Consider the following 23,730-nt stretch of genomic DNA (forward strand, 5'->3'; position numbering starts at 1 on the left):
AAGGGGATGGCTCGGAAGGGGATGGTCAGTGGGCGGCGGCCGCGGCCGGTACCGCGGCGACGTCGGCGGGCAGCTCCGTGCCCGGCAACGTCTCGGCGAACCCGCGCAGCCAGGAGCGGAAGCCGGGGCCCAGGTCGGGCCGGCCGCACGCCAGCTGCACGACGGCGCGCAGGTACGACGCCCGGTCCCCGGTGTCGTACCGCCGGCCCCGGAAGACCACGGCGTGCACGGGTCCGCCCGCTCCGTCGGCACGCCCCGCCAGCTCGTGGATCGCGTCGGTGAGCTGGATCTCGCCGCCGCGCCCGGGAGCCGTGCGCTCCAGGACCTCGAAGACGGCCGGGTCGAGCACGTACCGCCCGATCACCGCGTAGTTGCTGGGGGCCTCGCCGGGTGCCGGCTTCTCGACCAGTCCGGTCACCCGGACGATGTCGTCCTCGTCGGTCCGCTCGACCGCGGCACAGCCGTACAGGTGGGTCTGCGCGGGATCGACCTCGGTGAGCGCCAGCACGCTGCCGCCGAACCGTGTCCGTGCCGCGAGCATGTCCGTCAGCAGCGCGTCCCGCGGGTCGATCAGGTCGTCACCGAGCAGTACGGCGAACGGCTCCTGGCCCACGTGGTCGCGTGCGCGGAGCACGGCATGGCCCAGCCCCAGCGGAGCGCCCTGCCGGACGTGGTGCATGCGCGCCAGCCGGGAGAGATCCCGTACGGTCGCCAGCCGGTCGTCGTCGCCCTTGGCGGCCAGCACCTCCTCCAGCTCGTGCGCCCGGTCGAAGTGGTCCTCCACCGCACGCTTGCCGCGGCCGGTGACCATCAGCACGTCGTCCAGACCCGCGCCGGCCGCCTCCTCCACGACGTACTGGATCGCCGGCTTGTCGACGACCGGCAGCATTTCCTTGGGCGTGGCCTTCGTGGCGGGCAGGAAGCGGGTGCCGAGACCGGCGGCGGGGACGACGGCCTTGCGCACGGCGGTGCGTACGGGCAGGGAGCTGCGTACGGGCATGGAGATCCTCACGGGAACGGAGAAGTGCAAGTTGCCCTCACACCCTGCGTCCCTTCGATGTGGGGAGGCTTGGCCCGTCCTTTGAGCGAGCTGTGAAGAGGTGCCGCCGTGTGGCCTGCGGAAAGAGCCGTACAGTGGGGGTTTCTGTGCGGATTTAGCTCATGCATATGATGTGCAAATGCGCGGCTACAGCATCAGGACGGCGACCCCCGACGACCTCGACGGAGCCCGTGGCGTCATGCTCGACACGGTCTACCGGGACTTCGGCACGGGGTACGTACCGCGCTGGCACCGCGACATCATCGATCTTGACGGAGCCTACGTCGCACCCGTCCGGCACACGCTGCTGGTGGCCGTCGACGAGGCGGACGGGACGGTCGTCGCGACCGGCGCCCTCGACTCCCGGGGCCCGGCCCACCCGCCGAACCCCCGCGAGATCGCCGAGCGCTTCCCCTCGGGCGAGACCGCGCAGCTGCGCCGCATCTACGTACAGCCCGCCCACCGGCGGCACGGACTCGCCCGCCTGCTCGTCCGGCAGCTGATGGATTTCGCGGCGGCCGAGGGCGGCTACCGCGCGGTGTATCTGCACACGGACCCGGCGGTGACCGGCGCCGAGCCGTTCTGGCGGTCGCTGGGCACCGTCGTCTGCGACGAACGGCTGCTGCCGGACGGCGGGCAGGGCATCGTCCATTTCGAGGTGCCGTTGCCGGTGCCTGTCCCGGCACCCCGCGCCCTGGCCGGAGCGGACCGCGCCTCCTGACCCCGGCGCTCCCCGTGCCCTGACCGTCGCACCCGCCCGCCACGTACCCCTCATCCCAGCAACGCAGAGAACGAGGACCATGAGCCCTCTCCGCCGCCGTCGGTTCGCCGCCGCCGTACTGCTCGCCCCCCTGCTCTCCGGCTGCTTCGCCGCCAACAACGGCGGGTCGTCGTCGTCCGGCGCCGCGGGCGGCGACCGGCTGCGGGTCGCGCTCGCCTTCCCGCCCGCCGAGCACTTCTCCCCGTACGGCGCCGACGCCACCCTCCTCAGCCGGCTCGGCGTCACCGAGGGGCTGACCCGGCTGGACGCCAACGGGACCGCGGTGCCCGCGCTCGCCGAGTCCTGGACCCGCGAGAACGGCCACAGCTGGCTGTTCACGCTGCGCGACGCCACGTTCCAGGACGGCTCCGAGGTCACCCCGAAGGCCGTCGCGGCGTCCCTCACCCACGCCGCGGAGGCGAAGCCCGTGCCCGCCGCGCTGTCCGGTGTGCGGCTGACCGCCGAGACCGCGGGGGACCGGAAGGTCCGGATCACCACCGCCGACGCCGACCCGGCGCTGCCGCTCCGGATGTCCAGCCCCGGCCTCGCGGTCCTCTCCGGCAAGGCGTACGCGGACGGCAAGAAGGCCGGCGCCGGCGCGAAGGACACCGTCGACCCCGTCGGCACCGCCACCGGGCCCTTCGAACTCACCAAGGTCACCGGCACCACCCGGGCGTCCCTCGACCGCTTCGACGACTACTGGGGCGGCCGGGCGCAGGCGTCCGGCGTGGACGCGCGGTTCATCGCCGACGGCGCGGCCCGCACCAACGCGCTGCGCACCGGAGAGGTCGACATCGCCGAGGCCGTTCCGGTCTCCCAGGCGGCCTCCCTGGACAAGAAGACCGTCCACGAGACGGGCACCTCCCGCACCACGAGCCTGCTGCTCAACACCCGCAAGGGCGCCTTCGCCGACGCCGGCCTGCGGGCCGCCGCCCGGCAGGCGATCGACACCTCCGCGCTCGCCAAGGGCGTGTACGAGGGCCACGCGGACCCGGGCAAGGGCATCTTCGGCCCCGCGCTGACCTGGGCGGAGGGCAAGCGCGAGAAGCCGTCCGGGCGGGCGGAGGCGGCGGCCCCCGGCGGCCGCACCCTGAACATCGCCACGTACAACAACCGGCCCGAGCTGCCCGAGGTCGCGCAGGTGCTCCAGCGGCAGCTGGAGAAGGCGGGCTTCAAGGTCGAGCTGACGGTGCGGGACTACGCGCGGCTGGAGAGCGACGCGCTCGACGGCAAGTTCGACGCAATCGTCTCGGCCCGCAACACCATGCTCGACACCGGCGACCCCGTGTCGATCCTCGCCAGCGACTACACCTGCAAGGGCAGCTACAACCTTGCGCAGCTGTGCGACAAGCAGGCCGACGCGGCCGTGGCCAAGGCGGCCGGCAAGGCGGACACCGCCGAGCGGCAGGACGCCACGATGGCGGCGGAGGCCGCGGTCCTCGGCACGGACGCGGTGGTGCCGCTGGTCCACCAGCGGATCATCACCGGCGTCGGCACCTCCGTGCAGGGCGTCACCTACGACCCGTACGAGCGTGCCCTCCTCGGCACCGGAACGCGGCGCTGAGCGGCGGGCGGGGCAGCGGTATGCGGCGCGGCGGGACCGGTGTGACCGGAGGCGGTGAGCACGCCGGTCCGGCGGTACGGATACGCGCGGCGGCCGGGGCGCTCGGCCGCGGGCGTGCCCCCGCGCTGGTCTGGCGGCTCGTCCTCGCCGCCGTCCTGGTGTGCGGCATCGGCCTGCTGCCCTGGCTGTCCCGTACCGATCCCGCCCTGACGGTGCTCAAGGCGCGGTCCGCCGACCGCGACCCCACCCCCGATGTGCTGCGCGCGATCAGGGACGAGCTGGGGCTCGACGCCGGGCCGCTGCACCTGCTCGGGCAGTGGCTCGGACGGCTGTTCCTGCACGGCGACGCGGGCCGGTCCTGGATCTCCGGCGCCGACGTCACCCCGTCCGTCGCCCAGGCCCTCGGCGCCTCCCTGCTGCTCATGGCCGGTGCCCTGGTGGTCGCCCTGCTCACGGCCGGGGCGGTGTGCGCCCGGACCCTCCGGCTCGGCGCGGCCCGTCGGACGGGCGGCCGGCGGTCCGGGGGCAGCGGCACGGCGATGCTGGCCGCGCTGCCGGAGTTCCTGACCGGGTCGGTGCTGGCCACGGTGGTCGGCGTACAGCTCGGCTGGCTGCCCGCGCTCGGCTGGTACGGGCCGCAGTGGATGGTGCTGCCCGCGCTCGCGCTGGGGCTGCCGGCGGGCGGCCTGCTCGGCCGGGTGCTGGACGACCTGCTGCCCGGCGCCTTCGCCGAGCCCTGGGCGCTGGCCGCCACCGCGCGCGGCCTGCCCGCCCGGCGCGTCGCCCGGCACGCCCTGCGCCGCTGCGTCCCCGGACTGCTGCCCAACCTCGGGCTGTTCGTCGTCGGGCTGACCGGCGGCGCGGTCGCCGTGGAGCAGATCTTCGACATTCCCGGGCTCGGCCGCCTCACCCTCCAGGCCGCAACCGCCCAGGACCTGCCCGTCCTCCAGGCCGGCACGCTGGCCCTCGTCCTGCTCGCGGCGGTCGCCGGGGCCGTGACCCGCGGCGCCGCCCGGCTGCTGCTCGGTCCCGCGCTGCGCGACGGCGCGCTGCCGACGCTCCACCGGCCCGTCCCGCCCACCCGCCGGACCCTGCCGGTCCTCTACGGCGTGGCGCTGCTGGGCGTGATCGCGGCCGGACTGCCCCGCGACCCGCTGGCCCTGGACACCACCGCCAAGCTCCGGGCGCCCTCCCCGGCACATCCCTTCGGCACCGACTCCCTCGGCCGGGACATGCTGGCGCGCGTCGCCCATGGCGCGCTCGACACCCTGACGCTCGCCCTCGCGCTGAGCGCCGCGGCGCTCGTGGCGGGCGTCCTGCTTGGCCTGCTGCCGCGGCTCTCCGGACCCCTGGTCGACACCGTCAACGCCGTACCGCCCGTCCTCGCCGGCCTGCTCGTCGCGGGCGTCGCCGGCAGCGGCCCGTCGACGCCCGCGCTCGCCGTGGCCGCCGTCGCGTGGGCACCGCTGGCCGCGCACACCTCGGCCCTGCTCCAGCAGGAACGGGCCACCACCCACCTCTCCTCGACCCGTGCGCTGGGCGCGGGCCGCATGTACGTGCTCCGGCACGAGCTGCTGCCGGCCGTCCTGCCGCCCGTCACCCGCCACGCGCTGGTCCGGCTGCCCGGAATCGCCCTGGCCCTGGCCGCGCTCGGCTTCCTGGGGCTGGGCGCGCAGCCGCCGTCGCCGGAGTGGGGGCTGCTGCTCGCCGAGAACCAGCCGTACGTGGAACGCGCCCCCTGGACGGTGCTCGCACCGGCCGCCGTCCTCGCCCTGCTCGGCGCCCTCGCGGTGACGGCGGCGGGCGCCTTCCGGGGCCGCCGCCGCAGGGGTGCCCCCGCCCCCGGCGGCCCTGGCGACGGCACCGGCCCGGGCGAACTCCTCCCGGACGCGAGTCCGGCCGACGCTCAACAGGCTGACAACGTACGGGAGTTGGTGTGACCGACGTCCGCTCCCGAGGGCGGGGGAGGATCGCGTCGCGGCTCCGGGCGCCCGGCTCGCTCGCGCACACCTGGCGGGCCCTCTCGCCACTCCTCCGCCTGCTGATCCTCACCCAGCTCGCCTTCAACATCGGCTTCTTCGCCGTCCTGCCGTTCCTCGCCGAACACCTCGGCACCGGGGTCGGCATGGCCGGCTGGCTGGTCGGACTGGTGCTGGGCCTGCGGACCTTCAGCCAGCAGGGGCTGTTCGTCGTGGGCGGCGCGCTGGCCGACCGGTACGGCGTGCGGCCTGTCGTCCTGACCGGCTGCGTGCTGCGGATCGCGGGCTTCGCGTGGCTGGGGTACGCGGCACGGCCCTGGGCCGTGATCGGCGCGGTGCTGCTCATCGGCTTCGCCGCCGCGCTGTTCTCGCCCGCCGTGGAGTCCGAGGTCGCCCGGCAGGCCGTGGCCTGGGAGGACGCGGGCAACGGCCCCCGTACCCGGGTGCTGGCACTGCTCACCGTGGCCGGCCAGGCCGGCGCGTTCCTCGGCCCGCTCCTCGGCTCCCTCCTGCTGGCCGTGGACTTCCGCACGGCCTGCCTCGCCGGAGCCGCCGTCTTCGTGCTGGTCCTGGCCGGCCATGCCCGGCTGCTGCCCCAGCACATCCCCGGCCGGGCCAGGACACGCGGCAGGGGCGGCATCCGCACGGCTCTGCGCAACGGGCGCTTCCTCGCCCTGTGCGTGGCCTACGGCGCCTACCTGCTCGCCTACAACCAGCTCTACCTGGCCCTCCCCGAGGAGGTGGCCCGCGCCGCCGGGTCGCAGGCCCCGCTCGCCTGGCTGTTCGCGCTGTCCTCGCTGCTGGTCGTGACGGCCCAGCTGCCGGTCACCCGCTGGGCGGCCGACCGATTGGACCTGCGCCGCTCCATGGCGGCCGGGCTGCTGCTCATCGCTGCCGGGTTCGGGGTGGTGGCCCTCGCCCGCCCGGCGGGCTGGACGGGCGTACCGGGTCTGCTCCCCGCCGCCGCGTTCGTCGTCCTGCTGACCCTCGGTCAGATGCTGGTCGCGCCCGCTGCCCGCGCCTGGGTCCCCGACCTCGCCGAGGACGGCCGCCTCGGCCTCTACACCGGCGCGATGTCCTCCGTCTCCGGCCTCCTCGTGCTGCTCGGCAGCTCCGCCACCGGCTCCCTCCTCACCACGGGACTCCCGCCGGCCGTCCCCTGGCTCACCCTCGCCGCGGTACCGGCCCTGGCCGTCCTCCTGCTGCCCCGCCGGCCCCGGGAAACGGTCTAGTCAGCGCGCCCGAGGAGAAACGGCCTAGTCCGCGCGCCCGAGGAGCCGGAGCAGCGCGCGGAACGCGGCCGGCATGTCGACGGCTTCGGGGTCCAGGAGCCACTGGTACTGAAGGCCGTCCATCACCGCGATGAGGAGGGGCGCCGCTTCTTCCGGGGTGAGGCCGCCGGGGAGCCGGTCGCCGAACTCGCCGCGCAGTGAGCCGGCGGCGGACTGCCGCACCAGTTCGTACCGGTGGGCGAAGAACTCCCGCGCCGGGTGGTCACCGGTGACACTCTCGCCGAGCAGGGCAGAGAACGTCTGGACGATGCCGGGCCGCATCGCGTTGTACTCGACCAGTGAGGCGTACAGGTCCAGTGGCCAGGGCTCGCCGCCGGGCCGCGGCCCGCCGCTGATGTCCCACTCGTCCCGCGCCTCCAGCAGGGCGACGAGCAGTGCTTCCTTGCTCGGGAAGTAGTGCAGCAGCCCCTGTTGGGTGATGCCGACGCGCTCGGCGACCGCGCTCAGCGAGGCGCCGCGGTAGCCGCGCTCCGCGATGACCTCCAATGCCGCTCGGAGGAGCTCGGCGCGGCGGTCCTCGCCGCGCACGGCGCGCCCCTTGCCGTGCCGTGCCCCGCGTCCGTTCGCTTTCACGAATCCGAGCCTAGCCGAGCGGAAACGCCCCGGATCCTTGAAGGTAACGAAAAGAAAACGACGCCTACCGTTCAACAGGTGGCAGGTACAGGATGCTGCGAACAACAGGGAGCCGCCCCCGCCTCCTCCCTGTCCGAGCCGTTTTCATTGCCTCAATGAGGAGGTACGGCAGTGGATCAGGCAGCCGTTCCCGCCCCCGCCACCAGACCCGCCGGGTCCATGGGGCCCGCCACGGACACCGCGCAGCGCGGCTTCGTCCTCCGCCTCGGACTCGCCAACTTCGGCCTGTACAGCGCCCTGATGACGCCGGTCATCGTCACCATGGCGCTGCGCGTCGCGGACGTCGCCCCGCACCGCAAGGAAGCCGTACTGGGCCTCGTCCTCGGCGTGGGCGCCGTCGTGGCGGTGATCGCCAACCCGCTCTTCGGCAGACTCTCGGACCGCACCCGCTCCCGCTTCGGCCGGCGCCGCCCCTGGCTCGTCGGGGGAGTGCTCGGCGGTCTGCTGGGCCTGACGGTGATCGCCTTCGTGCCCTCCGTACCCGCCCTCGTCGCCGGCTGGGCCCTCGTCCAGGCCGCCTTCAACGCCGTCTACGCGGCGCTCATGGCCACCATCCCCGACCAGGTCCCCGAAGCGGCCCGCGGCAGCGCCTCCGGCGCCATCGGCACCGGCCTCACCGCGGCCGTGCTGGCCGGATCGGGCATCGCCGCGGTCAGCTCCGACCCCCGGGTGATGTTCCTGCTGCCGGCCGTCCTGACCGTCGTGTTCGTCGGCTGGTTCGTCCTCCGGCTGGCCGACCGCCCGCCCGCCGAACCGCCCGAGCCGTTCTCGCTGCGGGAGTTCCTCGGCAGCTTCGTCTTCGACCCGCGCCGCAGCCCGGACTTCGGCTGGGCCTGGCTCACCAAGTTCCTGGTCATGTTCGGCTCGGTCGCGCCGATGACCTACCTGGCCTACTACCTCCCCTACCGGATGGGCCTGAGCGCCGCGGCCACGGCCGGCGCCGTGGCACTGCTCGTCGCCGCCGGCTACGCCGTCCAGTCCGTCATGGCCGCGGCCGGCGGCTGGGTCTCCGACCGGTCCGGCCGCCGGAAGCCGTTCGTGGTCGCGGCCGGACTCGTGGTCGCGGCAGGGCTCGCCCTGCTGGCCCTCGCACCCGACCTGGCCTGGATCGTCGTCGCCCAGCTCGTCATGAGCGTCGGCGGCGGGCTGTTCTACGCCGTCGACATGGCGATGATCACCCAGGTGCTGCCCGACCGGGCCAACCCCGCCAAGGACCTCGGCATCGTCAACATCGCCAACGCGCTCCCGCAGTCGCTGATGCCGATGATCGCACCGTTCGTCCTGGCGACCGGCGGGGGAGAGAACTATCCCCTGCTGTTCGGCATCGCCGCCGCCGCGGCGCTCGCCGGATCCGTCCTCGTCACCCGCATCAAGGGCACCCGATGAGCCCGGCCGGCACAGGCCGGGCCGCCTCGCCCGACGCACCATCCCCGCGCACCAAGGAGGAGCCGCCGATGACCCCGTACGACGCGACCGTCGAGGACGCGCTCGGCAAGCTGGACCTCGACGCCAAGACCCGGCTGCTGGCCGGCCGGAACATGTGGGCGCTGCCCGCACTGCCCGAGATCGGCCTGCGGTCGCTGGTGATGTCCGACGGCCCGATCGGGGTGCGCGGCGTCCGCTGGACCGCCGACGACCCCTCCGTCGCGCTGCCCAGCCCCACCGCGCTGGCCGCGACCTGGGACCCGGAACTGGCCCGCCGCGCCGGTCATCTGCTCGCGCAGGAGGCCCGCCGCAAGGGTGTGCACGTCCTCCTCGCGCCGACCGTCAACCTGCACCGCTCCCCGCTCGGCGGCCGCCACTTCGAGTGCTGTTCGGAGGACCCGCACCTCACCGGTGAGATCGGCGCCGGATACGTCACCGGAGTGCAGGAAGGCGGCGTCGGTACCACCGTCAAGCACTTCGTCGCCAACGACGCCGAGACCGAGCGCTTCACCGTCGACAACCTCGTCGCCCCGCGACCGCTGCGCGAGCTGTACCTCGCGCCGTTCGAGACGATCGTCAAGAAGGCCCGTCCCTGGGGCGTCATGGCCGCCTACAACTCGGTCAACGGAACCACCATGACCGAGCATCATCACCTCCAGAACGAGGTGTTGCGCGGCGAGTGGGGATTCGACGGCTTCCTCGTCTCCGACTGGATGGCCGCCCGCTCCACCAAGGGCGCGATCGAGGGCGGCCTGGACGTCGCCATGCCCGGACCGCGCACCGTCTACGGCCAGGCGCTGGCCGCCGCCGTCCGCGCGGGCGAGGTCGACGAGGCCTTGGTCGACGCCGCCGTACGCCGCGTACTGCGGCTCGCCGCCCGCGTCGGCGCCCTCGACGGCGCGCCGCCCGCCGTCGCCCCCGCAGCCCTGCCGGCCCCGGTCGACGGCCCGGCACTGGCCCGCGAGATCGCCCGCCGCGCCTTCGTCCTCGTACGGAACGACAACGGCACCCTGCCCCTCGGAACCGACCGGCCCGGCACCGTCGCCCTCATCGGAGCCGCGGCCCGCGACGCCCGCGTACTCGGCGGCGGTTCGGCGCAGGTCTTCCCCGACCACATCGTCTCCCCGCTCGACGGGCTGCGCGCCGCGCTCCCCGAGGGCGACCTCACCTACTGCGTGGGCGCCGACCCCAGCGACGAACTGGCCGCAGCTGGACGGGACTTCATGCTGCGCGCCGTCTGCCGGGACCGGGCCGGGCGGGTGCTGGGAGAGACCACACTGCCCAATGGCGCGGTCCAGTGGCACGGCGACGACCTGCCGGCCGGCGTCACCCACGAAACACTGCACACCGTCGAGATCACCGGCACCTTCACCCCGCGCGAGAGCGGCACGCACCTCTTCGGCACCAAGGGCGTGGGCGGCCTCCGGCTCACCGTCGACGGCCGCGTGCTCCACGACGGCACCGAGAGCCCCGACCACGCCGACCCGTTCGAGGCGTTCTTCGGCGCTCCCGTGGCACGCGGGAAGGCGGAACTCACCGCGGGCGAGCCGGTCGAGGTCGCCCTGATGCACACCGTTCCCCAGCTGCCGGACGCGCCGATCCAGGCCGTCGGGTTCGCCCTCGCCCACCGCGAGCCCCGGCGCGACGCGGAGGAACTCATCGAGGAGGCGGTGGCGGCGGCCCGCGCCGCCGACACCGCCGTCGCCGTGGTCGCCACCACCGAGCGGGTGGAGAGCGAGGGCTTCGACCGTACCGGCCTCCGGCTGCCCGGCCGCCAGGACGAGCTGGTCGAGCGGGTGGTCGCCGCCAACCCCCGTACCGTCGTGGTCGTCAACTCCGGCTCGCCCGTGGAGATGCCCTGGCGGAACGGTGCGGCCGCCGTGCTGCTCAGCTGGTTCCCCGGCCAGGAGGCCGGTGCGGCGCTCGCGGACGTCCTCCTCGGCGCCGAGGAGCCCGGTGGGCGGCTGCCCACCACCTGGCCGGCCCGCCTCACCGACGCGCCGGTCACCCGCGTGACCCCCGAGAACGGTGAACTCCCTTACGAAGAGGGCGTCTTCATCGGCTACCGGGCGTGGCAGAAGGCGGGCGCCGAGCCCGCGTACTGCTTCGGACACGGCCTGGGATACACCGACTGGGAGTACGAGACGGCCACGTACACGCCCGCAGCGGGCGGCGACGCGCTGGGCACGGTCACCGTACGGGTGCGCAACACCGGCGACCGGGCGGGCCGCGAGGTGGTGCAGGTCTACCTAGCCGTCCCGGACGGCGACTCCGTCGAGCGGCCGGCCCGCCGTCTCGCGGGCTTCGCCACGGTCTCGGCGGCGCCCGGGGAGACCGCCGAGGCGACCGTCGCCGTGCCCCGCCGCGCGGCCGAGATCTGGGACGAGGGGGCGCACGGCTGGCGGCTGGTCCCCGGCACGTACACCGCCGAGACCGGCCGCTCCCTCGACGACATCCGTCTGCGGAGCCGTGTGACGGCCGAAAGCTGAGCCACCGCCCGCCGCCCGTCGAGGGCGGCGGGCCACGCTCCCCGCTGCGCCGTTTACATTGGCCTCGGCACCGCATTCGATCTTCGCAAGCCCGCCGAGGAGTACCCGTTGAACCCCAGCGCACCGGCCCCGGACAGCTACTTCGAGCGCATCGACGAGCACCGCTACAAGCCCACTCCGCACGTCGGCGGCGCGTGGGATCCGGACGAGCAGCACTTCAGCCCGCTCGGCGGACTGGTCGTGCACGCCATCGACCGTTACCTGGCCGGACGCCCCGACACGGGCATGGTGCTCGGCCGGATCAGCTTCGACATCCTCGGGCGGCTCGCCACCGACGAGTGCGAGGTCCGGGTGGAGACCGTCCGGCCCGGCCGCACCATCGAGCTGGTCGAGGCCACCGTGCTGATAGCCGGCCGCCCGGTGGTCCGTGCCCGCGCCTGGCTGCTGACCTCCCTGGACACCGGTGCCGTCGCGGGCGGCGGCGCCGACCGGCTCACCCCGCCCGAGGAGCTGGAGCCCTGGCACATGGCCGGCGTGTGGCCCGGCGGCTACATCGGCACCCTGGACGTGCGGCCGGTCGCCCCGCCGCAGCCCGGCCGTACGACCGCCTGGATCGCCACCGGTGTGGACCTCGTCGCCGGGGAACCGGCGAGCCCGCTGGCGTCCTTCGTCACGCTGGTCGACACGGCCAACGGCATCGCCGTCCGGCAGTCGCCCGCCGAGTGGATGTTCCCCAATGTCGACCTGACCATCCATCTGCACCGGCAGCCCGAGGGGAGCTGGACCGGCCTGGACACCACCGTCGTCTTCGGGCCCACCGGCCAGGGCATCACCAGCACCGTCCTGCACGACACGGCCGGCCCCGTCGGACACGCGCAGCAGATCCTCACCGTCCGGCCGCAGCCCACGGGAGACTGACCGGATGGACGAGGAAGTCATCCCGATTCTGCACGTCACGGACGCAGCCGCCGCGGTCGCGTGGTACGCGCGCCTGGGCTTCACCCAGGAGTGGGAGCACCGCTTCGAACCGGGGCTGCCCGCGTTCGTCGAGGTCGCCCGCGGCGGGGTGCGGCTGTTCCTGTCGGAGCACGCGGGCGATGCCCGCCCCGACACACTGGTGTACCTCCGCGTCCGTGACGTCGACGCGGTCGCGGAGGCGTTCGGGGTCCCGCCGACGGACGCTCCGTGGGCCCGCGAGATCGAGCTGCGCGATCCCGACGGCAACCGGCTGCGGGTGGGCACGCCGACGGACTGAACCCACCACCGCCCGCAGTCCCGCCCGTCGTCAGCCGTCCTGCCCGGGGGACTCCTTCGCCTTCGGGCGGGCGCGGAGGTGGGCGCGCTCACCCTGCTTCCCGAACAGGCTGAGGATCTCCACGGGTTGATCATCGGCGGCGCCGAACCAGTGCGGTACACGGGTGTCGAACTCGGCCGCCTCGCCGGGCGTGAGCACCAGATCGTGTTCGCCGAGCACCACCCGCAGCCGGCCGTTGAGGATGTAGAGCCACTCGTAGCCCTCGTGGGTCTGCGGGTCGGGCTCCCGGCGCGGGCTGTCGGCCGGGATGATCAGCTTGTATGCCTGAATGCCGCCGGCGCGGCGGGTCAGCGGCAGCATGGTCATGCCGTGCCGGGTGACCGGGCGCAGGTGGACGCGCGGATCCCCGGTGGGCGGCGCATCCACGAGTTCGTCGAGCGTGACGCCGTGGGCCTTGGCCAGGGGGAGCAGGAGTTCCAGGTTGGGGCGGCGGGCGCCGGACTCCAGCCGGGAGAGGGTGCTCACCGAGATGCCGGTCGTCGCCGACAGCTCGGACAGCGTGATCTCGCGCTGAGTGCGCAGCGCGCGGAGCCGGGGGCCGACTGCCTCCAGTGCGTGGTCGAGGTCGTTGTCCATATCCGCAAGCTTGCCATACCGGCAAAGAATTTTGCGGGTATGGCTGAGGTGCCCGCATGGTCGTCCGTGAAGGAGGTGGTCACGGTGACCGAGCGATGGGACAACGAGTACGACGTAGTGGTGATCGGTGGCGGCGCTGCGGGGCTGAACGGGGCGCTGATGCTGGCCAGGGCGCGGCGGTCGGTGGTGGTGATCGACGCGGGCGCGCCGCGCAACGCCCCGGCGGACGGCGTGCACGGCCTGCTGGGCAGGGAGGGGATGCCGCCCGCCGAGCTGCTGGAGCGGGGCCGGGCGGAGGTCCGCGCATACGGCGGACAGGTGGTGACCGGCGAGGTCGCGACGGCGGCCCGGGACGCGGCAGGACTGACCGTGACGCTGACCGACGGCCGTACGGTCCACGCGCGCCGGCTGCTGGTGACCACCGGACTGGTCGACGAACTGCCGGACGTGCCGGGGCTGCGGGAGCGGTGGGGCCGGGAGGTGGTGCACTGCCCGTACTGCCACGGCTGGGAGATCCTCGACCGCGCCATCGGCGTGCTGGCCGCCGGGCCGCTCTCCGTGCACCAGGCGCTGATGTTCCGGCAGTGGAGCGACGACGTCACCTTCTTCACCCACACCGCGGCACCGCCGGCCGGCGAGCAGGCCGAACAGCTGGCGGCGCGCGGGATCCGGGTGGTGGAAGGACCGGTGGCGGGCCTGGAGATCACCGGCGACCGGCTGACCGGGGTGCGGCTGGGCGACGGCACGGTGGTCGCCCGGGAAGCGCTGGCGGTCGCGCCGCGGGTGGCGGCTCGGGCCGGCTTCCTCGCGGGGCTCGGGCTGCGGCCCGCGGAACACCCGTCCGGAGCGGGGGAGTACCTCCCCTCCGACGCGACAGGGCGTACCGAGGTGGCCGACGTGTGGGCCGCCGGGAACGTCACCGATCCGACGTCCCAGGTCGGCGCCGCCGCCGCTGCGGGCGCCCAGGCCGGCGCGCGGATCAATGGCGACCTGATCGCCGAGGAGACGCGGCGGGCGGTCGCCGCGTACCGGGACCCGTTCTCTGCCGAGTCCGAGGCGCGCGTCTGCGAACTGGTCGCGGGCGACCGGCGCCACGGCCTGTGAACCACGGAAAGGAACCGAACATCGTGACCGAGGAATTCGACAAGGACTTCTGGGAGCAGCGCTACCGCGGCCACACCGCGACCCGCGTACGGCAGCCCAACGCCCAGCTGGTGGCGGAGGCCGCGGCACTCGCGCCCGGCACGGCGCTGGACGCGGGCTGCGGCGAGGGGGCCGACGCCCGCTGGCTCGCCGAGCGCGGCTGGCGGGTGACGGCGGTGGACATCGCCGCCGGCGCGCTGGAACACGCCCGGCGGCAGGCGGAGATGTCCGGTGCGGAGGCGGTGGAGCGCATCGACTGGGTGGAGGCAGATCTGACCGCCTGGGTGCCGCCCGCCGACCACTTCGATCTGGTCTCCACGCACTATGTGCATGCGGCGGCGTCGCGTGAGGCGCTGTTCGGCCGGCTGGCCGCGGCGGTCGCGCCGGGCGGCACGCTGCTCGTCGTGGGGCACCACCCGTCGGGGCACGGGACGGCCGCGGTGCACGGTGCGCCGCGAGAGGTGCACTTCACCGCGGAGGAGATCGCTGCGGACCTGGATCCGGCCCGGTGGGAGATCGTCGTCGCCGAGGCCAGGAGCCGGTCGGTCACCGGTCACGGCGGTCAGGAACTCACCCTGGAGGACGCCGTCCTGCGCGCCCGCAAGCGGCCCTGACCGGCCGGCCTCGCCGCCCTCCCCGTGCCTGCCTCCGGCTGCAACTCCTGGGCTTCGACGACGACATGGCAGTCCCCCTGGGCGTCTACCTGCGGCGCGTACGGGCGACCACGCTCGCCGTCGTCGTCGCCCTGGCGGGCCTCGTCGTGGGCGTCGGCGGCCCCATCGCCTTCGTCGCCCCCGCGGCCCCCGTCCTCGCGCAGCGACTGGCCGGCCCCACGCGCGTACCGATCACCGGCTCCGCCCTCACCGGAGCCGCGCTCATCGCCGCCGCCGACGCGCTGGGACGCGTCATCGCCCCTGTCGAGCTTCCCGTCGGCTCGTCACCAGCGTCCTCGGCGGACCGTTCCTTCCCTGGGTCCTCTTCCGTACGGAACGGGCCACCGGAAAGGCGTGAACACCCCCAGGGCCGACCCCCTGACCGCCGCGGCGCCGGGCCTCGAAGTCCGGTCCCTGCACTCCGGTTACCCCGGCCGCCCCGTCGCCCGGGGCGTCGGCCTCACCCTCCCCGCAGGCCAGGTCGCCGCCGTCGTCGGCCCCAACGGCTGCGGAAAATCCACCCTGCTGCGCACCGTCGCCCGGCTGCACCGGCCCGAGTCCGGCACCATGCTGGCCGGGGGCGAGGACATCTGGAAACTCGGCCAACGGCAGGCCGCCCACCGGGTCGCCCTGCTGCCCCAGTCGCCGCACGCCCCCGAAGCCGTCACCCGGGCCGGGCTGGTCCGCCACGGCCGCCACCCGCACCAGGGACTGCTGCGGCAGTGGTCGCGGGCCGACGAGGACGCCGTACGCGAGGCGCTGGCGGTCACAGGCGCCACCGAACTGGCCGCCGAACGCCTCGCCGGCTCACCGGCGGGCAGCGCCAGCGCTGCTGGCTGGCGATGGTCCTCGCCCAGCACACCCCCGTCATCCTGCTCGACGAGCCCACCAGCGCCCTCGACCCGGGCCGCGCCGTCGACGTACTGGAACTCGTCCGCGAGGCCGCCGCGGCGGGACGCACCGTCGTCATGGTCCAGCACGACCTTGCTGCCGCCGCCCGCTACGCAGACACACTCGTCGCCATGAAGGACGGGCGCGTCGTCGCGCAGGGCGCACCCCGCGACATCGTCGACGAGGCACTGATCAAGGAGGTCTACGGCCTGGAGGCGGGCCTCCTGCCGGCCCCCGGCGCCGGCTCGCCGGTCGTCGTCCCGCGCGCCCGCTCAGGAGCGGACGTGTGACGTGCCCGGTGTGACGGGCGCCAGCCAGATGCCGGTGATCGCGTCGATGAGCCCGCTCGCGTACTCGGGCCAAGTGGAGGCGGTGGCCTGGGTGTTGCCGGCGAGGGCGCGCTCCCGCTCGGCCAGCATGTGCATCAGCAGGTGCCGGGCCATCCCGCCGCGCTCGATCCGTACGGGCAGCGGCAGGTCCGGCAGGCAGCGGTTGAGTCCGTCGAGCGTCTGCTGGACCGCCGGCCCGAACGTCTCGTCGATCATGATCTCGCGCAGCACCGGGTCGGTCATCACCTGGATGGCGAACCGCGCGAACCACGTGGGGCTCTCCAGCTCGGCCAGATGATCGGTGCCGGGGCGGACGAGGCACGCCACCCAGTCCCGTACGTCCTCGGAGTCACCGGTCTCGGCCAGCATGGCTTGCCGCAGCTCGTCGATCCGCCGGGCGTGCTGCGGACGATCGCCCGCAGCAGGTCGTTCTTGGTGCCGAAGTGGTAGCCGACGGCGGCGTTGTTGCCCTGCCCCGCGGCCTCGCTGACCTGGCGGTTGGAGACGGCGAGCAGACCGTGCTCGGCGAACATCCGCTCCGCGACGGTGAGGATCGTCTCCCTGGTGCCCTCGGCCCGCCCGGACCGGGTCGTCCTGCCGGCCATCACGCTTCCCCTCGGTTCCCGACGTCTGGGCTCAGTGAACGTGGCCGGCCGAGCTGAGTCAAACGACTGAAGGGAACCGTCGGCGGCCTCGGCGTCGAGGGGCCGGGCGGGGCACCCCGTGCGGTCGCCCGCCGGGCGCCAGGTGGAAAAGGGGCGGCGCACGCTTTCCGGACGTGGACGTACCCGGGGAGTGGTCCAGGCCACTGGAACCCCTCGTGATCCGCGGATGGAGTCCCTCGTGATCCGCGGACAGGTGACGGGTGTGAAGCAACCAGAGCACGCGGGCGACCTGCGACGACGGATCCGGGCCGGAGACCGTCAGCCGTTCGCCGACCCGTACGAGGAGCACGCGCGGGCGGTCCACAACCATGCCCTGCGGCTGACCGGTGACCGCCCCCGCATCCCGGGTGTCGGCGCGGCTCCGAAGCGCACGACGCCATCGGCAGGCACGCTGCTCGCCGGCAACGCCATTCCGGAGCGGGTGGTAGGGGCAAGGCCGGGCGGCGGCCCAAGGCCGAACAGGAAGTGGGTGGCGCGTCGGACAAGTCGGCCGCGCGGGAGGGCTGTGGTCGCGCTGAAGGGCCACCGGTCCAGGTGATCGGGGGCATACGGCCCGGTCCGGGGGCCCGCTCAACGCCGCGGAAAAATGTGCCCGAAATCAGAGGTGCGAAAGATGCGTTTCGGGGTACTGGGGTGCGGCTGCCCGGACTTGACCGACGGCGGGGCAGCGCGGGTGGATCTTTGCGTGCTTGACTGCGCTCGGTAAGATTTGCCGGGCCGAAGAAGCTCGGGAAAGGTGGCTTCCGGTCGCAGCAGACCATTGCCGGGGGCCGCCCGGAATCGCCGTTGACCTGGAAGGACCGTGGTTTTGAGTTCCACCGAGACCGGCGCGCGGGAGCTTGTCGCCGGTGCGTTGGAGGCAGAGGCCGACGACATCGCCGACCGCTGGGTGCAGTTGCAGCTGACGCGGGCCGAGCAGGGCACCGACCTGAGCGAAAGCCTGCTGCGGGAGGAGGCCGACGGACTCGTCGGTGTGCTCGGCGCCGGTCTGCGCAGTGACGCGCCCGTGGAGCGGGTGGTCGCCACCCACCAGGACCTGCGCCGCGCGGTGTCCGAGTTCTCCATGCGCAGGGCCCGCAAGGGCGCGTCGCCGACCGCGACGGCCATGGCGGTGCTCAGCCTCAAGGAGGCGCTGCTGGAGTGCGTGCAGCGGCGGACGCACGACGGCGACGAGCTGTTCGCCGCCGCCCTGTTGATCAACCAGCTGCTGGACAGTGCCGGGGCGCTCAGCTTCGACACGTTCGTCGAGGGCCGCGAGGAGATCATCCGGCGGCAGAGCCGGCAGCTGCTGGAGGTCTCCACGCCGGTGGTGCGCCTGTGGCGTCAGGTGCTCGCCGTCCCGTTGATCGGCACCCTGGACACCGCCCGCACCCAAGTCGTCATGGAGAACCTCCTCCAGGCGATCCAGGAGCACGAGGCGCGGGTCGCGATCATCGATATCACCGGCGTCCCCACGGTGGACACCGCGGTCGCGCAGCACCTCATGCACACGGTCAACGCCGTACGGCTGATGGGCGCCGACTGCGTGATCAGCGGCATTCGGCCGCCCATCGCGCAGACCATCGCCCAGCTGGGCATCGACCTGTCCACCATCCTCACCCGTGCCACGCTCGCCGACGCGCTGTCCGCGGCCATCGAGCTCAGGGACTCGCCCGCTTCGGCCACCCTGACGGAGCGATGACCGTGTCCGCATCGACCGGAGTGCCGATCCTCCGCCTCGGCGACGTCCTGGTGACAGGGCTGCTCAACGAGCTCGACGACAAGACGGCTGTCGCCTTCGCCGACGAGCTGACCGAGCGGATCTCGTCCGACCGCGCGCGCGGCGTACTGATCGACATCTCCCGGCTGGAGATCATCGACTCCTACGTGGCACGGATGCTGATGGAACTGACCACGATGTCCCGCCTGCTCGGCGCGCGGGTCATAGTGGCCGGCATGCAGCCCCCCGTCGCCATCACCCTGGTCGAACTCGGACTCCAGCTGACCGGTGTGGAGACCGCGCTCAACGCCGAACAGGGCCTGACCGCCCTGGGCTGGCACCGAAGTCCCCAGGCACCCGAGGGAGTCTTGCGTGACGCCCATAGGTGAACTGCACGCGGACGTCGCCGACTTGACCGGCGCCGGACCGGAAGAGGTGGTCACCGGCGGCAGAGAGGCGCCGTCGATGTACCCCGTCGAGAGCGAGGAGGACCTGCTGGCCGTACGGCACGCCGTGCGGGCGGCCACCATCCGCGCCGGTTTCGGCATCGTGGACCAGACGCGGGTGGTCACGGCCGCCAGCGAACTGGCCCGCAACGCCTACATCCACGGCGGGGGCGGCACCCTCACCATCGAGCACCCGGCCGTGGCCGACAAGACGGGGCTGCGCCTGGTCGTGCGGGACAAGGGACCCGGCATCGCCGACCTGGAGACCGCCCTCACCGACGGCTACACCACGGGTGCCGGGCTGGGGCACGGCCTGGGCGGCGCACGCCGGCTGATGGACGAGTTCGAGGTGGACAGCACGGAAGGCCGTGGCACGACCGTCGTGGCCACACGGTGGGCGAGCCGTTGACCGACCCTTCCGTCCCGCCCACCCTCGCCGTCCGCATCGATCATTACAGCGCGGTTCACGTCGCCGCCCGGACCGCCCGGCAGCTCGCCGAGCGGTCGGGGCTGCCCGGCGCGCTGCCCGACCAGGCCGCGGTCATCGCGTCCGAACTGGGCAGCAACCTCGCCAAACACGCCACGGACGGCGTCCTCTACCTCCAGCAACTGCCCACGGGCGGCGGCCTGGAGGTGCTCGCAGCCGACCGCGGCCCCGGCATGCCCGAGCTGGAACGCTGCCTCAGGGACGGCTTCAGCACCACCGGCACGCTCGGCGCCGGCCTGGGTGCGGTACGCCGGATAGCGTCCCACTTCAGCATCCGCAGCGGCTCCGCCGAGGGGACGCTGGCCTGCGCCCGGCTCTGCGCACCGGATGAGCTTCCGGCATGCGACGGCGGGGTGGGCGCGGTGTGCCTGCCCGCCGACGGCGAGCAGGAGAGCGGCGACGCCTGCACGGTCATCGACACCGGCGAGTTCCGCACCGCGATGGTCGTCGACGGCCTGGGCCACGGGGCGCTCGCGGCCGAGGCCGCGCAGACGGCGCTGCGGGCCTTCCGCCGGGTACCGGACGCGCCGCTGCCGGACATTCTCACCACCGTCCACCGGGCCCTGCGGCGCACCCGCGGGGCCGCGGTGGGCCTGCTGCGCCTGCACGAGGAGCGCGGCGAGTACTGCGGCGTCGGCAATATCCGTGTCCTGGCGCTCGGCCCGGAAGGCGTCCACCACCGGCTCACCGGCCGCCCCGGCATCGTCGGCCTGCGACTGCCCACCGCCGGCCGGGTCAGTGACATCCCGCTGGGCCCGGCCACGATCGCCGTACTGTACACGGACGGCATCAACCACCGCTGGAGCCAGACGCCCCCGCTCTTCTCCCTCAGGCTGCCGCCGCCGCTGCTGGCCGCCTCCCTCGCACACGGACACCGGATCACCCGCGACGACGCGACCGTACTGGCCGCCACTCCCCGACAGAGAATGCCGTGACCCCGCAGACCTTTCACACGCTGCCGGCGCTCCGCGGTGCGGTACGCCGCCTCGGCGACGCCCACCGGCTGCCCATCGAGACCCGGGCACGGCTGGTTCTCGCCATATCTGCGGTCGCGCAGCAGGAGTTCCAGGCGGGCGGCTACACCGTCCTGGAGACGCTGCCCGCACGGCAGAGCGGCGAGCCGAGTCCGCTGACCGTCATTCTGCGCGCCCCGCTCAAGCGCTGCCTGCTGCCCACCTCTGGTCTGCCGCTGCCCGCGCAGGCCACCACCGACGGCGCCGCGGTCTGGCGCGTCACGCCCGGCGCGCCTCCCGGCTCCGGCGGGCTCGGCGACGTGCCCGCCGAGGGGATCGGCCTGGACGGTGGCGCGCTCTCGGCGGTCGTCGACGGGCGGCAGGCCGTGCAGGCGGGCGGGGACCGGGCCGCGCGGCAGGACGGGGCGGGGCAGCCGCCGGGTCCCTCGGCCGAGGTCGCCGCGCTGGAGGAGGAGCTGCGCACCGCCCTCGCGCACGTGGACGCCGTCAACGCGGAGCACCAGCGCCTCAAGCACGAACTCGCCGAGACCAACAGCGGCGTGCTCGCGCTCTACGTCCAGCTCGAAGAGCGCGATGAGCAGCTGCGCAACGCGCACGGCGAGATGCTGCGCGAGCTGGAGGACGCCCTGCGGCCGTCCCCCATCGCCGTCGAGGGCCTGGAGCTGGCGGTGCACTACGCGCCGGCCGAGGCGGCAGCGCCGACCGGCGGCGACTTCTACGACTGGTTCGTGCTGCCCGACGGAACCGTCCACATCACCGTCGTGGACGCCCTCGGGCACGGCGTACGCAGTACCAAGAGCGCGCTCAACGTCACTCACGCCGTCCGCACGCTGGCCCTCGAAGGCCACCCGCTGCACTTCATCGTCGAACGGGTCAACGAAGTCCTCGCGCCCTACGACCCCGACCTGATGGCGACGGTGCTGCTGGCCAGGATCGAGCCGGCGACCGGCCGCCTCCAGCTGGCCAACGGGAGCCACCCGCCCGCCCTCGTGCTGCGCGCGGACGGCACGGGGGAGTACCAGGAGGCGCGGGGGCGGGGCATCGGCTTCCCCGTACCCGGCAGCGACAAGGTGCTCGACACCCGTCTCGCGGCCGGTGACCTGCTCATGCTCTACACCGACGGCCTGACCGAGAGCCGCCGCGACCCGCTGGAGGGCGAACGCCGGCTCATCGACAGCGCCCGGAACCACCGGCACCTGCCGATCGAGGAGATCCCCGGCGCCATCGCCCAGGACATGCACCGCGTCATACTGCACTCCGACGACACCCTCGCCCTGGCCGTACGGGTCGTCCACCCGGGCTGAGCGGCGCGGCGCAGAACGGTGAAGCCCCCGGGCCCCGGGGGCTTCACCGTCCCGCTACGCCCGCGGAGCGGCCGGGGCGGTGTCGATGGCGGCCAGGGCGTCCGCCACGGTCGCGTAGACGGGGCTGGTGGCGCTCAGGCCCGTCAGGTCCAGGAGCCGGCTCACGGCGGGCGTCACGGCCGCGACGTAGAGGTTGCCGGACACCTGCCGCGCCTCCCGGGTCGCGCGCAGCAGGACGTTCAGGCCCATGGAGTCCATGAAGTCCAGGGCGGCCAGGTCCAGTACAAGGTGCTTGCGGCCGTGGTGGAGCTGGTTGACCAGATGGTGGTGGAGCAAGGTCGCCGAGTCGAGGTCCAGCTCGCCGCCGACGGTGACGACGGCGGTGTCGGCGCTCCGGACCTCGACCTCGACCTCGACGTTCAGTGCTTCGTTGTCGGTGGACACGAGCGCGGTACCTCCTGTGGGGGTGGCCGGCCCGAGTGCCGGCCGGTCGGGTCGGCCGGGTACGCGGGCACGGGTGTGCTGACGGTTCCCACTCACGTACTGCCCCGAATGGGGGACTTAAACATGTGTCACCCCAAGAAGAATTCCGCGCCCCACCCGGCGCACGACCTGCGGAAGGGGCCGTGCCGCAGGGACGTGCCTCGGCCCTCTTCCGGGCGGGCCGGTGTGAGAGCTGCCACGGCGGGCACCAGCACCTCCGAACATGGCGACGCGGAACAGCACAGTGCGGGACGGAACCCGTACCATGCGACAAGTGTGCGCATGCTTCCGCCGCGCCCACAGCGGGATACCGGTGCGTACCGGAGGAACGAGCGGGATGATCACGAGTTCGCAGGAGGCCGACGTCTCCCAGGCCAGGCGCGCCACAGCCGCCTTCCTGACGGAGCAATGCCCATGGGTGGACCGGGATGCGGTGGTACTCGTGGTGTCCGAGCTGATCGCCAATGCCGAACGGCACGCCTCGGGCTGGTGGCGGCTGAACGTCTCGGTGCAGGAGGGCTTCCTGGTGGTGGAGCTCCACGACGCGAGCGCTGCGGCACCCGTAGCGCGCCAGGGCGACCTGGGCGGCGCGGGCGGCCATGGCTGGCACATCGTCCAGCGGCTGGCGACCGATGTGGAGGTCGTGAACCTGCCGGACGGCAAGTCGGTGCGGGCCCGCTGGCAGCAGTCCGACAACGCCCTGTGCGCCTGACGGCCGGGAGCGTGGCTGTGCCGTCCGTCGGCCGGCACGTCCGGCCACACACCTCGGAGCGGCGCCGACGGCACACGGCGCGCCGGGCCCACTGACCGAGGTGTCCCACCTCGACCGATCCGCGGCCGCGGTGATCCGGCCGTGACTTCTCAGCCGCCCGGCCCGTCCGCGTGTTCCGAGACGCGATCCTGTCCGCATTCCCGTTCCCGCTCGCGGCGGCGCTGCCGGGAGGCGCGCAGATTGGCGGCGTTGCCGCAGCCGCGCGTGGAGTGCCAGACCCCGCTGTTGTTGCGCGAGCGGTCGTAGAACGCGCCGCCGCACTTCTCGTTGCGGCAGATCTTCAGCCGCTGCCAGACCCCGGTGGCCTGCGCCAGCAGTGCCTCGCCCAGTACCGCGGAGGTCAGCCAGCGCCAGCCCTCGCCCTCGGGCTCGGCGGTCAGCGCCGCGTCCCCGTGCAGGCTGACCCGGAGCGTGCACGAGGTGAAGCGCACGGCATCGGCGTCCGCCGCGCCCTGCCGGGCGGTCAGCGCCCGCCGCAGCTGTTCGCGCAGCCGTCGCAGCTCCGGCAGATCCTCCTCGGTGAGCGTCAGCCGCACCCGGCCGCGCCCGGTGCCCTCGGCCCAGGAGCGCAGCGCCGTCGCGGCCCACTCCTGCGCGGACGCCACCTCCGCCAGCAGGTCGGGCTGACGTGGCCGTCCGCCGGACGCGGTATTCAGCAGATCCTGGACCAGGCCGAGGCCGCCGGGCACGGCGGTGGGGTAGTAGCGCTCGGTGGCCGGCCAGTTCATGCGCCCATGGTACGCGTCCGAATATCGATAGCCGGTCTTCGACGGGAGGGGATGACAGGGGGCTATGACATGAGCGTAAGCTTT

General features: G+C 73.8%; 22 protein-coding genes and 3 pseudogenes. 19 read left to right on the forward strand and 6 right to left on the reverse strand.

Going from position 1 to position 23,730, the window contains the following annotated elements; genetic code table 11:
* Positions 1-25 precede the first annotated feature (25 nt).
* A complete protein-coding gene (locus ACIGQF_RS21230) occupies positions 26-1,000 on the reverse strand; it encodes a UTP--glucose-1-phosphate uridylyltransferase (protein WP_399712263.1) in 975 nt (324 codons plus the stop codon).
* A gap of 178 nt (positions 1,001-1,178) precedes the next feature.
* Here ACIGQF_RS21230 and ACIGQF_RS21235 point away from each other — a divergent pair, with 178 nt between their 5' ends.
* From ACIGQF_RS21235 to ACIGQF_RS21250, 4 genes are all read left to right on the forward strand, one after another.
* Entirely contained in the window at positions 1,179-1,760 is a 582-nt protein-coding gene (locus tag ACIGQF_RS21235; protein WP_399712267.1) for a GNAT family N-acetyltransferase, read from the forward strand.
* A gap of 79 nt (positions 1,761-1,839) precedes the next feature.
* Positions 1,840-3,363 carry an ABC transporter substrate-binding protein gene (locus tag ACIGQF_RS21240; RefSeq protein ID WP_399712269.1) on the forward strand — a complete coding sequence of 508 codons (1,524 nt, stop codon included), beginning with the start codon at positions 1,840-1,842 and terminating at the stop codon, positions 3,361-3,363.
* 20 nt (positions 3,364-3,383) lie between these two features.
* Positions 3,384-5,303, forward strand: a complete 1,920-nt coding sequence (locus tag ACIGQF_RS21245) for an ABC transporter permease subunit (RefSeq protein WP_399712272.1) — start codon at positions 3,384-3,386, stop codon at positions 5,301-5,303.
* 29 nt (positions 5,304-5,332) lie between these two features.
* Positions 5,333-6,574, forward strand: coding sequence for an MDR family MFS transporter (locus ACIGQF_RS21250; RefSeq protein ID WP_399712637.1), 1,242 nt, complete (start codon positions 5,333-5,335; stop codon positions 6,572-6,574).
* A 24-nt stretch (positions 6,575-6,598) separates the two neighbouring features.
* Here the strand turns inward: ACIGQF_RS21250 and ACIGQF_RS21255 are convergent, their stop codons facing one another.
* The gene (locus ACIGQF_RS21255; RefSeq protein WP_399712275.1) at positions 6,599-7,207 is read right to left on the reverse strand and encodes a TetR/AcrR family transcriptional regulator; all 609 of its coding nucleotides are present in this window, start codon (positions 7,205-7,207) and stop codon (positions 6,599-6,601) included.
* Between the two features lie 171 nt (positions 7,208-7,378).
* On the opposite strand from ACIGQF_RS21255, the gene ACIGQF_RS21260 reads away from it, so the two are divergent.
* The 4 genes from ACIGQF_RS21260 (at position 7,379) to ACIGQF_RS21275 (ending at position 12,436) form a co-directional block, all read left to right on the forward strand.
* Positions 7,379-8,653 carry an MFS transporter gene (locus tag ACIGQF_RS21260; RefSeq protein ID WP_399712278.1) on the forward strand — a complete coding sequence of 425 codons (1,275 nt, stop codon included), beginning with the start codon at positions 7,379-7,381 and terminating at the stop codon, positions 8,651-8,653.
* 68 nt (positions 8,654-8,721) lie between these two features.
* On the forward strand, positions 8,722-11,181 hold the full coding sequence (locus ACIGQF_RS21265) for a beta-glucosidase (protein ID WP_399712281.1): 2,460 nt from the start codon (positions 8,722-8,724) through the stop codon (positions 11,179-11,181).
* Positions 11,182-11,289: 108 nt separating this feature from the next.
* Positions 11,290-12,099, forward strand: coding sequence for a thioesterase family protein (locus ACIGQF_RS21270; RefSeq protein ID WP_399712284.1), 810 nt, complete (start codon positions 11,290-11,292; stop codon positions 12,097-12,099).
* 4 nt (positions 12,100-12,103) lie between these two features.
* Positions 12,104-12,436, forward strand: a complete 333-nt coding sequence (locus ACIGQF_RS21275; RefSeq protein WP_399712287.1) for a glyoxalase superfamily protein — start codon at positions 12,104-12,106, stop codon at positions 12,434-12,436.
* A 30-nt stretch (positions 12,437-12,466) separates the two neighbouring features.
* On the opposite strand, the gene ACIGQF_RS21280 is transcribed toward ACIGQF_RS21275, so the two are convergent.
* A complete protein-coding gene (locus tag ACIGQF_RS21280; RefSeq protein WP_399712291.1) occupies positions 12,467-13,072 on the reverse strand; it encodes a helix-turn-helix domain-containing protein in 606 nt (201 codons plus the stop codon).
* 39 nt (positions 13,073-13,111) lie between these two features.
* On the opposite strand from ACIGQF_RS21280, the gene ACIGQF_RS21285 reads away from it, so the two are divergent.
* The 5 genes and pseudogenes from ACIGQF_RS21285 to ACIGQF_RS21305 all read left to right on the forward strand — a co-directional run bounded on the left by ACIGQF_RS21285 (position 13,112) and on the right by ACIGQF_RS21305 (position 16,049).
* Entirely contained in the window at positions 13,112-14,176 is a 1,065-nt protein-coding gene (locus ACIGQF_RS21285) for an NAD(P)/FAD-dependent oxidoreductase (protein ID WP_399712294.1), read from the forward strand.
* A gap of 23 nt (positions 14,177-14,199) precedes the next feature.
* Positions 14,200-14,829 carry a class I SAM-dependent methyltransferase gene (locus ACIGQF_RS21290; RefSeq protein WP_399712297.1) on the forward strand — a complete coding sequence of 210 codons (630 nt, stop codon included), beginning with the start codon at positions 14,200-14,202 and terminating at the stop codon, positions 14,827-14,829.
* Positions 14,830-14,864: 35 nt separating this feature from the next.
* Positions 14,865-15,226, forward strand: a pseudogene (locus ACIGQF_RS21295) (iron chelate uptake ABC transporter family permease subunit); the annotation flags it as partial.
* A pseudogene (locus ACIGQF_RS21300) lies at positions 15,223-15,701 on the forward strand (ABC transporter ATP-binding protein); the annotation flags it as partial. The pseudogenes ACIGQF_RS21295 and ACIGQF_RS21300, both read left to right, overlap by 4 nt.
* Positions 15,702-15,890: 189 nt before the next feature.
* On the forward strand, positions 15,891-16,049 hold the full coding sequence (locus tag ACIGQF_RS21305) for a hypothetical protein (protein WP_399712670.1): 159 nt from the start codon (positions 15,891-15,893) through the stop codon (positions 16,047-16,049).
* Here the strand turns inward: ACIGQF_RS21305 and ACIGQF_RS21310 are convergent.
* Positions 16,032-16,693, reverse strand: a pseudogene (locus tag ACIGQF_RS21310) (TetR/AcrR family transcriptional regulator). The gene ACIGQF_RS21305 and the pseudogene ACIGQF_RS21310 sit on opposite strands and share 18 nt — an antisense overlap.
* Before the next feature lie 868 nt (positions 16,694-17,561).
* Between ACIGQF_RS21310 and ACIGQF_RS21315 the strand changes: the two are divergent.
* Genes ACIGQF_RS21315 through ACIGQF_RS21335 form a run of 5 tightly spaced genes read left to right on the forward strand, consistent with a single transcriptional unit; the run spans position 17,562 to position 21,663 of the window.
* Positions 17,562-18,434, forward strand: a complete 873-nt coding sequence (locus ACIGQF_RS21315) for an STAS domain-containing protein (protein WP_399712300.1) — start codon at positions 17,562-17,564, stop codon at positions 18,432-18,434.
* A complete protein-coding gene (locus tag ACIGQF_RS21320) occupies positions 18,431-18,841 on the forward strand; it encodes an STAS domain-containing protein (protein ID WP_399712303.1) in 411 nt (136 codons plus the stop codon). Before ACIGQF_RS21315 ends, ACIGQF_RS21320 begins: the two co-directional genes overlap by 4 nt.
* Before the next feature lie 46 nt (positions 18,842-18,887).
* Positions 18,888-19,307 carry an ATP-binding protein gene (locus ACIGQF_RS21325; protein WP_399712641.1) on the forward strand — a complete coding sequence of 140 codons (420 nt, stop codon included), beginning with the start codon at positions 18,888-18,890 and terminating at the stop codon, positions 19,305-19,307.
* Positions 19,304-20,320, forward strand: a complete 1,017-nt coding sequence (locus ACIGQF_RS21330) for a SpoIIE family protein phosphatase (RefSeq protein WP_399712307.1) — start codon at positions 19,304-19,306, stop codon at positions 20,318-20,320. The genes ACIGQF_RS21325 and ACIGQF_RS21330 overlap by 4 nt, the downstream gene beginning before the upstream one ends.
* Positions 20,317-21,663: a PP2C family protein-serine/threonine phosphatase gene (locus ACIGQF_RS21335; protein WP_399712310.1), complete on the forward strand. Its 1,347-nt coding sequence runs from the start codon at positions 20,317-20,319 to the stop codon at positions 21,661-21,663. The genes ACIGQF_RS21330 and ACIGQF_RS21335 overlap by 4 nt, the downstream gene beginning before the upstream one ends.
* A gap of 54 nt (positions 21,664-21,717) precedes the next feature.
* Here ACIGQF_RS21335 and ACIGQF_RS21340 read toward each other — a convergent pair whose 3' ends face one another.
* The gene (locus tag ACIGQF_RS21340; protein ID WP_399712314.1) at positions 21,718-22,107 is read right to left on the reverse strand and encodes an STAS domain-containing protein; all 390 of its coding nucleotides are present in this window, start codon (positions 22,105-22,107) and stop codon (positions 21,718-21,720) included.
* Between the two features lie 376 nt (positions 22,108-22,483).
* Here ACIGQF_RS21340 and ACIGQF_RS21345 point away from each other — a divergent pair, with 376 nt between their 5' ends.
* On the forward strand, positions 22,484-22,858 hold the full coding sequence (locus tag ACIGQF_RS21345) for an ATP-binding protein (RefSeq protein ID WP_399712316.1): 375 nt from the start codon (positions 22,484-22,486) through the stop codon (positions 22,856-22,858).
* 149 nt (positions 22,859-23,007) lie between these two features.
* Here the strand turns inward: ACIGQF_RS21345 and ACIGQF_RS21350 are convergent, their stop codons facing one another.
* Complete coding sequence (locus ACIGQF_RS21350; RefSeq protein ID WP_399712319.1) at positions 23,008-23,646, reverse strand: CGNR zinc finger domain-containing protein; 639 nt, start codon at positions 23,644-23,646, stop codon at positions 23,008-23,010.
* Positions 23,647-23,730 lie beyond the last annotated feature (84 nt).

This window comes from Streptomyces sp. NPDC053560 (assembly GCF_044544605.1).
GTDB lineage: Bacteria > Actinomycetota > Actinomycetes > Streptomycetales > Streptomycetaceae > Streptomyces.